Source organism: Burkholderia sp. MSMB1078WGS (assembly GCF_001528895.1).
Classification (GTDB): Bacteria; Pseudomonadota; Gammaproteobacteria; order Burkholderiales; family Burkholderiaceae; genus Burkholderia.
The window spans coordinates 1-14,122 of the sequence record NZ_LPDI01000062.1 but is presented as its reverse complement, the minus strand read 5'-3'; the positions used below and the strand labels follow the sequence as shown (position 1 = coordinate 14,122).

General features: G+C 67.2%; 8 protein-coding genes and 1 pseudogene. 4 read left to right on the top strand and 5 right to left on the bottom strand.

The genetic code is table 11. The features are described from left to right. On the bottom strand, positions 1-2,903 hold a 2,903-nt coding region (locus WT24_RS16095; protein ID WP_060034763.1), incomplete at its 3' end, for an ESPR-type extended signal peptide-containing protein. 1,470 nt (positions 2,904-4,373) lie between these two features. On the opposite strand from WT24_RS16095, the gene WT24_RS16090 reads away from it, so the two are divergent. Together WT24_RS16090 and WT24_RS16085 are read left to right on the top strand one after the other, a co-directional pair. Beyond that, positions 4,374-5,207 (top strand): response regulator, encoded by an 834-nt coding sequence (locus WT24_RS16090; protein WP_059506342.1) that lies wholly within the window; start codon positions 4,374-4,376, stop codon positions 5,205-5,207. Further along, positions 5,200-7,542, top strand: a complete 2,343-nt coding sequence (locus WT24_RS16085; protein ID WP_060034761.1) for a sensor histidine kinase — start codon at positions 5,200-5,202, stop codon at positions 7,540-7,542. The genes WT24_RS16090 and WT24_RS16085 overlap by 8 nt, the downstream gene beginning before the upstream one ends. A gap of 34 nt (positions 7,543-7,576) precedes the next feature. On the opposite strand, the gene yjfF is transcribed toward WT24_RS16085, so the two are convergent. From yjfF to WT24_RS16065, 4 genes are read right to left on the bottom strand one after another with little or no spacing between them, the layout of a single operon-like run. Continuing rightward, positions 7,577-8,662 carry a galactofuranose ABC transporter, permease protein YjfF gene (yjfF, locus tag WT24_RS16080; protein WP_034208984.1) on the bottom strand — a complete coding sequence of 362 codons (1,086 nt, stop codon included), beginning with the start codon at positions 8,660-8,662 and terminating at the stop codon, positions 7,577-7,579. Continuing rightward, entirely contained in the window at positions 8,659-9,702 is a 1,044-nt protein-coding gene (locus WT24_RS16075) for an ABC transporter permease (protein WP_060034758.1), read from the bottom strand. Before WT24_RS16075 ends, yjfF begins: the two co-directional genes overlap by 4 nt. Then, positions 9,699-11,213 carry a sugar ABC transporter ATP-binding protein gene (locus WT24_RS16070; RefSeq protein WP_060034754.1) on the bottom strand — a complete coding sequence of 505 codons (1,515 nt, stop codon included), beginning with the start codon at positions 11,211-11,213 and terminating at the stop codon, positions 9,699-9,701. Before WT24_RS16070 ends, WT24_RS16075 begins: the two co-directional genes overlap by 4 nt. 60 nt (positions 11,214-11,273) lie before the next feature. Next, positions 11,274-12,236 carry an ABC transporter substrate-binding protein gene (locus WT24_RS16065; protein WP_059506329.1) on the bottom strand — a complete coding sequence of 321 codons (963 nt, stop codon included), beginning with the start codon at positions 12,234-12,236 and terminating at the stop codon, positions 11,274-11,276. 375 nt (positions 12,237-12,611) lie between these two features. On the opposite strand from WT24_RS16065, the gene WT24_RS16060 reads away from it, so the two are divergent. Together WT24_RS16060 and WT24_RS16055 are read left to right on the top strand one after the other, a co-directional pair. After that, the gene (locus tag WT24_RS16060; protein WP_059506326.1) at positions 12,612-13,640 is read left to right on the top strand and encodes a DNA topoisomerase IB; all 1,029 of its coding nucleotides are present in this window, start codon (positions 12,612-12,614) and stop codon (positions 13,638-13,640) included. Between the two features lie 287 nt (positions 13,641-13,927). After that, positions 13,928-14,122, top strand: a pseudogene (locus WT24_RS16055) (MFS transporter); the annotation flags it as partial.

The window sequence follows — 14,122 nt, the reverse complement described above, 5'->3', positions numbered from 1 at the left end:
GGGCCGATCGCGACGCTGTCGACGCCCACCGCCTGGCTGTCCGGTGCGGTCGAATTCGCATGGAAGTACTTGATGCCGTGCGCGTTGATGTTGTCGATCGCCGAGCCGACGTTGTTGTTGATCGTCGTGGAACCGTCGCTGTTGTACGTCACGTACGACGGCGCCGAGATCGCGCCGGTGGTCGGATCGTAGGTAGCGCCGCCGCCGATCGCGCCGGCCGTGCTGTTGCCGAGGTTCGTGTTGTTGTTCGTGATCGAGCTCAAGCCCGTCGACAGCGAACTGATCCCGGTCGACGTGGCGGTCGACAGCGAGGTCAGGTTGCTGTTCGTCGAGCTCAGGCCGGTGGAGAGCGAACCGACGATCGTCGAGGTCGACGTGGACAGCGACGTGATCGAACTGTTGGTCGAGCTCAAGCCGGTGGACAGCGAGCCGACGACGGTCGACGTCGACGTGGACAGCGACGTCAGGTTGCTGTTCGTCGCGCTCAGGCCGGTGGACAGCGAGCTGATGCCCGTCGAGGTCGACGTGGACAACGATGTCACCGTGCTGTTGGTCGAACTCAGGCCAGTGGACAGCGAACTGATACCCGTCGAGGTCGACGTGGACAACGACGTCACCGTGCTGTTGGTCGAACTCAAGCCGGTGGAAAGCGAACCGACGACCGTCGAGGTCGACGTGGACAACGACGTCACCGTGCTGTTGGTCGAGCTCAGGCCGGTGGACAGCGAACCGATGCCCGTGGACGTCGACGTGGACAGCGACGCGATCGAACTATTGGCCGACGACAGACCCGTCGATGTGGAAGTCGACAGCGACGTCACCGTGCTGTCGGTCGAGCTCAGCCCTGTGGACAACGAACCGATACCCGTCGAGGTCGACGTGGAAAGCGACGCGATCGAACTATTGGCTGACGACAGGCCCGTCGACGTGGACGTCGACAGCGACGTGACCGTGCTGTCGGTCGAGCTCAGGCCGGTCGATAGGGAACCGATGCCGGTCGACGTCGAAGTCGACAACGACGTCACCGTGCTGTTGGTCGAGCTGAGACCGGTGGACAGTGAACTGATGCCGGTCGACGTCGAAGTCGACAACGACGTCACCGCGCTATTGGTCGAACTAAGGCCCGTCGACAACGACGAAACCCCGGTCGACAGCGACGTGATGCTCGACGCCGTCGACGTGGACAGCGAATCGAGTGCCGTGTTCGTCGCCGCGAGTTGCGACCCGTTGATCGCGTCCGTGCTCGACGAATCGATGCGCCCGGCCGCGACGTTGGTGATCTGGCGCTCGCTGCCCGCTTTGCCGACGCTGACGACGCTGGTCGGGTTGATGCCGTTGAAGTTGTACGTGACGCCGCCGATGACCGCGCTGGCCGTCGGATTCGGCGCGGCCGTCGTCGATCCCGAGCCGAGCGCGACATCGTTTGCGTTGTTAGCCACGGCCGATGCGCCGAACGCGACCGCCCCCGCCGCCGCTGCGGTCGACGTATTGCCGAGCGCCAGCGAACCCGTGCCCTGCGCGTTGTTGGTATTGCCGATCGCCACCGCGCCGTCGCCGTTCGCGGTGTTGTTCGAACCCATCGTGACCGCGCCGGTGCCGATCGCGCTGCTCGGATCGCCGATCGCGACCGCGCCGTTGCCGCTCACGGTCTGGCCGAAGCCGAGCGCGACGGCGCCCGTGCCGCCGAGCACCTTCGACGCGTTGCCGCCTGCGATCGAACCCGCACCGGCGGTTGCGGCGACCGAGTTGGAATCGCCGATCGCGACGGTCGAGCCGGCAGCCGCGACGCTGTTGATGCCGATCGCCGTCGCATTCGTCGCAGACGCCGTCGCGCCGGGCCCCAGCGCGCTGGAGGAAACGCCGGTCGCCAGCGCCAGATTGCCGAGCGCGGTCGCGAACTGCTGCGTCGCGGTCGCCTGCACGCCCGTCGCGATCGAACTGAGACCCGACGCATTGGCGTTCAGGCCGAATGCCAGCGCATTGTCCGCGCCGGCACTCGTGTTCGAGCCCATCGCGATCGAGCTCGTGCCGAGCGACTGCGTGCCCGAGCCGGGCACGCCCGCGGTGCCGCCCCAGCCGATCGCAATCGACGAGGTGCCCTTCGCGCCGCTGTTGACGCCCATCGCGACGCCGGAATTACCGGTCGCCAGCGCCCCGCTGCCGACGGCCACGCCTGCCGCGCCCGAACTGGTCGCCTGGTTGCCGAGTGCGACCGAGCCCGTGTCCGTGGCATGCGACGCATAGCCGAGCGAGACGCTCTGCGCGCCCGCCGCACTGGCACCGAGCCCCATCGCCGCCGCGTACTGGCCGGACGCCAGCGCGTTGTTGCCCAACCCGACGGCGGAAACGCCGGTCGCCGCGGCGCCGCTGCCCATCGCGACCGCGCCGCTTTGGGTCGCGCTCGACAGGTTGCCGATCGCGACCGCATAGGGACCCGAGCCGATCGCCTGCACGCCCATCGCCACGCTGTTGACACCGTTCGCTTGCGAGTTGATGCCGACGGCCGTCGAACCGTCGGCCATCGCATGCGCACCCGGGCCGAGCGCCGTGGCCGACAAGCCCTGCGCCGTCGACAGGTTGCCCACCGCGGTGGAATTCTGTTGCGCGGCGGTCGAACCGAGGCCGATCGAGATCGCCGTCACGCCGCCCGACGCGGTACCGCCATCCGGTGCGTACTGCGCATGTGCGCCCACATGGAACAACGCGAGATATGCGGACGCCATCAGCATGGCCAGCCGCCGCGGCGAAGGCATGCCCGCACGCGTCGAGCCGCTCGCGCTCGCGGCATGCGCCGCCGTGCGCCGCGACGACGCCACCCGCTTGCCGCGTGCCCGGTCAAGCTCCGAAGCCGCAACCCAGGCTCCCAATGCTTCGTTCCAGATCGACTTGAACGACTTGTTCATCTTGTGTTCCCTCGGTTCTCATGTGCTGGATGACGCAACGGCGAACGCGGCGTCAGGCGAAACGCGGACCCTCTCCGCTTTCGTCTGCTTCGCGATGCCCCCGCTTCTCACTTCGCATTACTAATAAAAACTACGAACAGCGTTGCTCGACACCCATCGCGAGTGCACGATCGATTCGCCGCGCATGCCCGTTGGCACGATGCGCGATGGCGATCGCCGGTTATCGATTCACGGAAGTCGACATCGCCTGCCCGGCGGCGACATGGCGCACGACGCGTCGCGAATCCGCACGCGCGCACCCCGTCGCACCCGCCGAAGGGCGACTTCGAATCTCATTCGGAAAAGCGTCGCTCGGACGCGGAACGGACGGACGCCGGCCCGCATCGCGGGCGGCCCGTCGTCTTTCATTCAGGCGGCGAAAGGCGCCATCCTGTCCCCGGGTTTGCGGCATGCGCCGCCGGATCGCTGACGCTGACAGCCGGCACCGGATCGATCGACCCGACACCCCGACCTGCCATGCTTGTCGTATTCATATTTTTCGTATCCGCCTGATTCGATAGAGCACCACGCGCGGCCTCCGGATCGATCAGACGCCCGGCGGCGCACGCGAAGTCACTCACCCCTTTCCGTCCGGCCGGCAACGGTTTTTTTCCGGATTTCCGGAAAAAAACTGGCCACTCGCCGAACGACCCCGGCATCGAATTAATCGATCGAATTTGCCTGACGATTTTCCTCGCCCGATGCCTCACCAACCAGCCCCATCTCGTCATTTCACGGCGCATCTTGTATATCTAAAAATTCCGCGAATTATGACGCCTTCATTACCCTCGTGCCCGTTATTCTTTTGTAACCACCTTCTCATTATCCGGGAATACCATTATTCAATGTGACATTGGATATTGGCTGCCCGAAGATGCAGCGGCGACCGCCATTTCGATGGCAGCAGGAAGCGTCCAAAGAACCGATTCCAGCCGCGCTGGGGCTAGTTTGCCGACATTTGTCCAAACAAACCTTTTCCGTAGCGGAAAAATACTTTTCCGTAGCGGACAGCATTTACATTCATACATATTTGCAGGAAATCCGATTTTTCCGTAAACATGAATACCCACCGGCATTACGTCGAATTCAGTCGATCGACAATGAATCGGATAATTCGATTTACGCGGCCTCCAGCGAATTTCGACACCGCAAGCGTCAATTCATCAGACGGGCCATTTTCACCCATGAAATCATTAAACCGGAAATAACGACCGTAATTTTACGAATAGATTCGGCACATTTTTCCGATTCATTTTCCGGGAAAGCGGGCCACACCGCCGCGCACCTACGATGCCCATGCGACAAGCCCACACGCGCCGCACGAAATCCCACCTTCGACGCTGTTGTCGACATATAATTTTTTGCAACAATCGTACAGATTGCGATGCCTCCGACCTGACAGGCCACTCCCCTTCCAACGCGTTCGCAACCATGTCATCCCGCTTGTCCAGTTCGGCGTCGCCACGCACCACGCCGGATCTCGCCGGCGCCCATGTTCTCATCGTCGACGACCGCCCGAACGACCTGCGGCTCCTGACCGAAATCCTGCGCACCGCGCAGTGCCGGATCAGCGTCGCGTTCGACGGGCTGCAGGCCTATCATCGTGCGCAGGCCATCGCGCCCGATCTGATCCTGATGGACGTCCGCATGCCGCGCATGGACGGTTTCGCCGCGAGCCGGCTGCTGGCGTCCACCCCGTCGACGCAATCCATTCCGGTGATCATCCTGACGGCCGCCGGCGATCTCGAGGATCGCATCGCGGGGCTCGAAACGGGGGCGATCGACTACATCGTCAAGCCGTTCGAACCGGCGGAAGTCATCGCGCGAATCCGCAATCACCTGAAGCGCGTGCGACGCAGCCAGCCATTCGCGCACCTGCCCGAATTGCCCGACAACCGCGACGCGGCGCTCGTGCGCGCGGCAAGCGACGTGCTGCTGCGCGACCTGCGCCATCCACCGGCCCTCGAGGATCTCGCGAAGCAGGTCGGCACGCACGAAAAACGGCTGTCGCGCGCGTTCCGCGACCATCTCGGCCAGACCGTATTCGAGTACCTGCGCGACACGCGGCTGCGCGCCGCGATGCATTTCCTGTCGGAAACGTCGATGGGGATCGGCGACATCGCCGAGGAAATCGGCTTTTCCACCCCCGGCAATTTCGCGACGGCGTTCCGCGAACGCTTCGGCATCACGCCGTCCGACTGGCGGCGCCAGCGTCACGCGGTCGACGCGCCGGCCGCACCGGGGGGGCGCCACGGCGATGCGTAGGCACTGCGCGGCATGGGCGGCGGAATGTTGCACGTTGCTCCTGCTTCTGGCGGCGCTGGCCGTCACGTGCGCGACGGCGAGCGCCGCAACGACGCCGAATCCTGCACAACTCGAAGCCGTATCGGTTTTCGAAGACGCCGGCACGACGCTGTCCGTCGACGAGGTCGCCGCCCGGCTCGCCGAGCCGTCGCGTCACGCAGCCGCCACGGCCCGCACTGCATTCAACGTGACGTTTTCGCGCTCGGCCTGGTGGGTCCGCGCGACGCTGATCAACCGCGACGGCGACACGCACCCGCTGGTGCTGGCGATTCGCGACGCGCGCGTCGACCGGGCCGATTTCTACGTCGACCGGCACGGTCAATGGACGCTCGAGCGCAGCTTCCCGACCGATCGCGGCGACGCGCGCGACGCGCCGTCGCGCTACCCGACCCTCGACGTCACGCTGCGCGCGGGCGAACGGCTTCCCGTGCTGATCCGCATCACATCGCGCAAGGAAATGCGCCTTGCGCCGGTCGCGTTCACCCGCGACGCGTGGATCGCGCAGGAGTTGCACGCGTCGATGTGGAACTTCGGATTCTTCGGCGGGCTGCTCGCGCTCGTCTGGTGCGCGCTGCTGATCGGCTTTTTCTCGCGCAGCGGGGTGTTCCACGTGCTGGCCACACTGGCCCTCAACACCGCGCTGTTCGAAGCGGCATACCGCGGCTATCTCGCGATGCTCCTGTCGCCCGGCGCGCGCGAGTGGTCGACGCGAGGCGAAACGATCTTCGCGTATCTGTCGGTCGCCTGCTTCATCGTCTTCATCCTGATGGTCGCGCATCGCGAGAAGGCGAAGATGCCGATGCGCGCGGTGTACGTGGTGTTTCTCGCGCTCGAATGCGCGGGGATAGCCGGTGCGGCGTTCGGCGATCTGGCGACCTTCGCGTGGTTCTGCCTGTGGCTGAACACCGTGCTCGCGATCGTGAACATCAGCCTGGCGTTGATGCTCGCGATCCGGCGCACGCCGACGGCCCGCGTGATGCTGATCGCGGTCGCGTTCGCGACGTTCAACATGCTGATCCGCATGCTCGACGGCCGCGATGCATTGCCGCCCGTGCTGTCGTGGATCCGGTCCGACGTCTATCCGAACCCCGTCATCGCGATCATCGGGCTCGCGACGCACCTGCTGGTGCTGGCCGCGTGGATTCACCACGTGGGCCGTCAGCGCACCGAGGCACGCAAGCGGCTCGAACACTGGCAGCTCACCGAGCAGGATCGGCTGCGCGACGAGGTCGCGCGGCGCACGGTTGCGCTCAACGATGCGTTGCAGCAGTCGAAAACGCACATGCAGCAGAAGATCGAGACGCTCGGCTACGTCAGCCACGATCTGCGCGCGCCGCTGTCGACGATCAACGGCTACGCGAAGCTGCTGCTGCAAGGCGCGACGCGCAGCCAGGCGCGGCTGATCCGGTCGATCGACCGCAGCATCCGCTACCAGCTCGCGCTGATCGACGAATTGCTCGCGTTCACGAAGGCCGAACTCCAGCCGCTCGGCGTCGCGCCCGACCGCACCGACCTGCCGGGGCTGCTGGACGACATCGGCCACTACGCGCTCGCGCTGTGTTCGCAGCAGGACAACCGGTTCGTCTATCAGCCGGTCACGCCGTTGCCGCGCACGGTGCTGATCGACGGCATCCGGCTGCAACAGGTGCTGCTGAACCTGCTGTCCAACGCATCGAAATTCACGCGCAACGGCACGGTCACGCTGTCGGTTCACGCGTCGCGCGAAGGCGATGCATGGCGCCTGCTGTTCGAGGTCGCCGATACGGGCATCGGCATCGACATCACCGCAACCACCGACATCTTCCGCGCGTACCAGCAGGTGCAGGCGGTGAACGGCGGCACCGGGCTCGGCCTGTTCATCGCGCAGCGCATCGTCGCCGTGATGGGCGGCGAGCTGTCCGTCGCGAGCCAGCCGGGAAGCGGCACGACGTTCTCGTTCGCCGTCGACGCGCCAGCCCTCGGTCATGCGCTCGTGCCGGTGTCGGGGCTCGTCAGGCGGTTTCACCCCGCCGACGAAGCAGAACCGGCCAGCGCCGCGCCCGCGATGCGCAGCCCGCCCGCCGACGCGCTCGCCGAGCTGATCGCGCTCGCCGGCGAAGGCCGGCTGACCGATATCGAGGAATGGCTCGGCCAGTATGCGGACGAGCCGGACCATGCGCCGTTCGTGCAGGAAATGCGCGAGCACCTCGATGCGCTGGACCTGCACGCGATCGAAAAACTGGCCGGCTCGCTGAAACGCATGCGCGTCGCCGATACGCCGTTCGACACCGAGGCGGACGCGGCCGGCACGGCCTGACGGCGCCGCGCACATCGTTCCGCCGCACGTCCCGCTACGAGCGCCGCATCGTCGATACCAGCGCGATGTCTTCTTCGGGCGGCGCCGGCCGCGCGGGGGCGGCGTGCGTCGGCCGCTGCGCGCCGAGCCCCGTGCCGCCGGTGCGGCGCCGCGCCGCGTGCCGCTCGATGACCCGCTGCAGCACGCAGAACACGCACAGCAGCGCGCCGATCACGATCCGCGTCCACCAGGAACTCAGCGTGCCGTCGAACGTGATCAGCACCTGGATCGTGCCGAGGATGCCGACCCCGAACACCGAGCCGATCACGTAGCCCACGCCGCCCGTCAGCAGCGTACCGCCGATCACGGTCGCGGCGATCGCGTCGAGCTCCATTCCCTGCGCCTGCAGCCCGTAGCCCGACAGCACGTACAGCGTGAACACCACGCCGCCGAGGGCCGAACAGAAGCCGCTCAGCGCGTAGACGCCGATCTTCGTGCGCGCGACCGGCAAGCCCATCAGCAGCGCCGAGCGTTCGTTGCCGCCGACCGCATAGACGTTGCGGCCGAAGCGCGTGAAATGCGCGACGTAGATCGCGACGGCCAGCGTCGCGAGCGCGATCAGCGCACCGGCGCTCAGCGTGCCGCCGCCGACCGGCACGCTGATGCCCGCAATCGCATGGAACGCCGGCTCGTTGATCGTGATCGACTGCGTCGTGATCAGGAAGCACGCGCCGCGCGCGAGAAACATCCCGGCGAGCGTGACGATGAACGGCTGCAACCGGAAATAGTGGATCAGCGCGCCCATCGCCGCGCCGTACAGCGCGCCGAACGCAAGTGCGAGCGGCACGATCGCCCACACGGGCCAGTGCAGCCGTTCGGCGCCGACCGCGCAGAAGATCGTTGTCAGCGCAACGACCGAGCCGACAGACAGGTCAATGCCGCCCGACACGATCACGAACGTCATCCCGATCGCGACGATCAGCAGGAAGGCATTGTCGACGAGCAGCCCGGTCAGCACCTGCATCGAGAAAAAGCCCGTGTACATCACGGATCCGAAGCCGAACAGCGCGACGAACAGCACGATCGTCACGACGATCGGCAGCGTGCGCGGATCGGCGAGCCGGCCAAGGAAACGGTTCATCGCGGCGTTGCTCCGGTGGTGGTGGCGCGCGATCGCGCGGAAGGCAGCAGCCGCGACGCGTACCGGACGAGCAGCGCACGCGCCGCGTCCGACTGGATCAGCGTCACGACGATCACGACGACCGCCTTGACGACGAGCGTCGCCTCCGGCGGCACGCCGATCGAATAGGTCGTGTAGGTGAGCGTCTGGATGATCAGCGCGCCGAGCACCGAGCCGGCGAGACTGAAGCGGCCGCCGAGCAGCGACGTCCCGCCGAGCGTGACCGCGAGGATCGCGTCGAGTTCGAGCAGCAGCCCCGCGTTGTTGCCGTCGGCGCTGCGCACGTTCGAGCTCGCGAGGATGCCCGCAAGCGCCGACATCACGCCCGAGCACAGATACACGCCGAACACGACCGCGCCCGATCGCAGCCCGACGAGCCGCGTCGCGACCGGGTTCACGCCGATCGCGCGAATGAACAGCCCGAGCGCCGTGCGGTTCACCAGCAGCGCGGTCGCGCCGATCGTCGCGAGCGCGATCCATACCGCGCACGGCACGGTCGCGAGATAGCCGCCGCCGAGCGCGAGGTAGCCCGGCGCGCCGATCGGGATGATCTGGCCGCCCGTCAGTAGTTGCGCGACGCCGCGCCCGGCCACCATCAGGATCAGCGTCGCGATGATCGGCTGCATCCCGACGAACGCGACGAGCAGCCCGTTCCACGCACCGGCCAGCAGCCCGACGCCGAGCGCGGCGGCCAGCGCCGCGCCGACCCGCGACGGGTCCGCCTCGAGCACGGTCGCGGCCGCCGCGCCGGCGATCGCGACGATCGCGCCGACCGAGATGTCGATCCCGCGCGTCGCGATCACGAGCGTCATCCCGAGCGACACGATCACGAGCGGCGCCGCGCGGTTCAGGATGTCGATCGGCGCGCCGAACAGATGGCCGTCGAGCAGCGCGATGGACAGGAAGCCGGGACGATGCGCGACGTCCAGCGCGAACAGCAGCGCGAGCGTCAGCACCGGCCACGCGAGCGAATGACGAAACAGCGTGCGTAGCCACGTCATGACTGGCCTCCCGCGATCAACCGGTAAACCTGCTCTTCGGACGCGTCGGCGCCGGACAGCTCTGCGACCTTGCGCCGGTCGCGCAGCACCGCGATCCGGTGGCTCACGCGCACGACCTCGCCGATCTCCGACGAGATGAACAGGATCGCGAGCCCCTGCGCGCACAGCGCGAGCACGCGCTCCATGATGTCGAACTTCGCGGCGACGTCGATGCCGCGCGTCGGCTCGTCGAGAATCAGCAGCTTCGGGTCCGTCGCGAGCCAGCGCGCGAGCAGCACCTTCTGCTGGTTGCCGCCCGACAGCAGCCCGATCGGCTGCTCCGCGTCGCGCGCCTTGATGCCGAGCCGGGCGATGTACGTGTCGGCGATCTCGCGCTGCCGTGCCCGCCCGATCAGCCGCCACCAGCCGCGCCGCGCCTGCAGCGCGAGGACGATGTTCTCGCGGATCGACAGCGCGGCGACGATGCCCTCCTTCTTGCGGTCTTCCGGGCAATACGCGATGCCGTTGCGCACCGCATCGTGCGGCGACGCGAGCCGCTTGCGCGCGCCGTCGATCTCGATCGCGCCGGTATCCGGGCGCGCCGCGGCGAACGCCAGCTGCGCCGTTTCGGTGCGGCCCGAGCCGAGCAGCCCGGCCAGCCCGACGATCTCGCCGGGGCGCACGTCGAGATCGAGCGCGCTCATCATCCCGCGCCGGCCGACCCGCTGCATCGACAGGAACGGCGCAGCGGCCGCGGCGGTGCGCTCGACCGCCGCGGCGCCGGCCTGCAGCGTGTCGGACATGCGCTCGCGACCGGTCATCTTCGCGACCAGCGCGTCGACCGGCAGGTCGCGCGCAAGGTACTCGCCTTCGCGCTCGCCGTTGCGCATCACGGTGATCCGGTCGGACACCGCATAGGTCTGCTCGAGAAAATGCGTGACGAACAGAATCGCGATGCCCGACCCCTTCAGCCGGCGCAACACGTCGAACAGCCGCGCGACCTCGCCGTCATCGAGGCTCGAGGTCGGCTCGTCGAGAATCAGCACGCGAGCGTCGACCGACACCGCACGCGCGATCGCAACCATCTGCTGCACCGCGATCGGATACGCATCGAGCGAGCGCGTGACGTCGAGCGACAGGTCGAGTTCGGCGAGCGCCGCCCGCGCGCGCGCATGGATCGTGTTCCAGTCGATCGCGCCGCGCCGCATCGGCTGCCGGCCCGCGAAGATGTTCTCGGCGACCGACAGGTTCGCGCACAGGTTCACTTCCTGATACAGCGTCTGAATGCCGGCCGCCTCGGCCTCGCGCGGCGCGGCAAAGCGCACGGGCCGGCCGCCGACGCGAATCTCGCCCGCATCGTGCGCATGCACGCCGGTGAGCACGTTGATCAGCGTCGACTTGCCCGCGCCGTTCTGGCCCATCAGCGCGTGGATCTCGCCCGGAAACAGCCGGAAGTCCACGCGCTGCAGCGCGCTGACGCCCGGAAACGACTTGTCGATGCCGATCATCTCGACCACCGGCGCACTCTCCATGCATCCTCCGTCGAAGCGTCGCCGGACGGTGGCCGTCAGGCCGCCGCCCGTGCGCACAGGTCAGTACTTCCGGGTCGGCAGCACCTGCGCCGCGACGTTCATCGGGAACACCGTCTCGTTGGTCACGATGCGCTTGGGCAACTGCTTGCCGGCGACGACGTCCTTCACCGCGCTCATCAGTTGCGGGCCGAGCAGCGGGCTGCATTCGACGTCGACGTTGATCTTGCCCGCGATCATCGCCTGGAAGCCGCCCTTGGTCGCGTCGAACGACACGACGCTCACGTCCTTGCCGGGCTTGATCCCGGCCTCTTCCATCGCCTGGATCGCGCCGAGCGCCATGTCGTCGTTGTGCGCGTAGACGACGTTGATCTGCTTGCCGTAGGTCTTCGCGAACGCTTCCATCACCTGCTTGCCGCCGGCGAGCGTGAAGTCGCCGCTCTGCGACGCGATCACCTTGAATTTCGGGTTGTTCTTGATCACTTCGAGCAGGCCTGCGCGGCGATCGTTGGCCGGCGCGGAGCCGACCGTGCCCTGCAGCTCGACGATGTTGATCGGGCCCGCGTCGTTCTTGTAACGCTCTTCCATCCAGTGGCCGGCGCGCCGCCCTTCCTCGAGGAAGTCGGAGCCGATCATCGTCACGTACAGCGACGGGTCCTTCACGTCGACCGCGCGGTCGGTCAGGATCACCGGAATATGCGCGGCCTTCGCCTCGGTCAGCACGGGCTCCCAGCCCGATTCGACGACCGGCGAGAACGCGATCACGTCGACCTTCTGCGCGATGAACGAGCGGATCGCGCGAATCTGGTTCTCCTGCTTCTGCTGCGCGTCGGAAAACTTCAGGTTGATGCCGGCGTCCTTCGCCGCGCTCTTCACCGACACGGTGTTCGCGGTGCGCCATGCGCTTTCGGCGCCGACCTGCGAGAACCCGAGCGTGATCGGCTTTTGCTGCGCGTGCGCGCCGGTGGCCAACGCCGCCGTCGCCGCGACGATCGCGGTAGCCGCCAGCTTCCTGATGAATGTCATGGTCCGTCTCCGATGATGTCGTTGTGTGCCGCGGCGCTGTTGTGTTTCTGCGTGGCGCTGGCGCGGATCGGGCTGTGCCGGCCGGTGTGTCCGGTCGGCGCGGTATACAAGCCCCGCATCAGTCTAGGAACAAGTCCGATAACCTTCCAATGAAATATTGGATTGAGGCGATGCCGGAATCGACATACGTATAAACACCTAACCCGCCGGATCGGCCGTGCGGCACGGCGCACGATTCTTGCTCGCCGCAATGGCGGTTCGCACCCCATGCCAGGCTCCCGCCCATCACGCGAACCCAAAGGAGACGAGCATGATCGCCGCCCGTGAGCGCGGGTCGCCGCGCACCGACGTCGCCGCCGGCCGGCGCCTCGCGACATGAAGCAGCCCGCTTCGAGCGCTATCGCGGCACTGCGCCATGTCGACGACCGTCGCCCCGGCTACACGCGCCGGCGGCTTCGCCACGGCTTTGCGTATTACGGGCCGGACGGTGCGCGGGTTCGCGATCCCGACGAAATCGCCCGCATCGACGCGCTTGCGATTCCGCCCGCGTACACCGACGTCTGGATTTGCATGGATCCGCTCGGCCATCTGCAGGCAACGGGCCGCGACGCGCGCGGCCGCAAGCAGTATCGTTATCACCCGCAGTGGCGCGCGACCCGCGATGCGAACAAGTACGCGCGGATGGCCGCGTTCGCGCGGGCGCTGCCGCGCATCCGCGCGCGCGTCGCGCGCGATCTGGCGTTGCCGGGCATGCCGCGCGACAAGGTCGTGGCGACGATCGTCCGCTTGCTCGACACGACGCTCGCGCGGATCGGCAACGCGGAATATGCGCGCGAAAACGGCTCGTACGGGCTGACGACGCTGCGCAAGCGCCATCTGAAGATCCAGCCTGGCCAGGTGCGGCTGCGCTTCGCCGGCAAGAGCGGGATCGAGCACGACGTGACGGTCGACGACGCGCGGGTCGCGCGCATCGTGCGGCGTTGCGCGGAGCTGCCCGGTCACGAGTTGTTCCAGTATGTGGACGACGACGGCGCACGCCATCCGGTCGGGTCGTCCGACGTGAACGACTACCTGCGCGAGGCCGGCGGCGCCGATTTCACCGCAAAGGACTACCGGACCTGGGCCGGCAGCGTGCACGCGCTCGCATTGCTGCGGCGCGTGGAGCATCGCGGTGTCACGCATGCCCGCAAGCAGATCGTCGAGACCGTGCGCGCGGTGGCCGACCTGCTGCGCAACACGCCGGCCGTGTGCCGCCGCTGCTACATCCACCCGGCCGTGCTCGACGCATTCGAGGCGGGCACGCTCGCCGCGCTCTCGGTCCGGCGTACGCCGCGTGGCCTGCGGGCGGATGAAGCGGCGTTCGTCGCATTGCTGGTATCCGCGCGCCGGCGAATGGCGAAATGAATGGCGAGATGACCATCCACGCCGCGCCTCCGCCCGGCGGGGCGCCATTGGCGCCGCTCCCCCGGGCGTGTCGTTTACCACCGGTTTCCGGGCGCATGACCGATAGCCGCTCGCGCCCGTTTCTCTAAACTGGTTCGCACAACACACCTGCCCGGTGTCGTCCGCCGCGCGCGTCACGCCACCGGCTTCGAGGCATCCCCGAGACATCCGCCTTCGCTGTCCGTCGGTCCGCACGACCTCGCCGCATTCCCGCCGGCCGGTTGCCAAGGCAATTCCAGGAGAGTTCATTGAGCCCGTCGCAAGCGCACCCCGCGAAAGCCCGGCCTTCGCGCAAGTCCGTCAAGCTGGACGACATCACGATCGTTGACCCTGCCGTCCTCAAGCGCGCGGTCGGCGCGATGGCGTTCGGCAATGCGATGGAATGGTTCGACTTCGGCGTCTACAGCTATATCGCCGTCACGCTCGGCAAGGTGTTCTTCCCG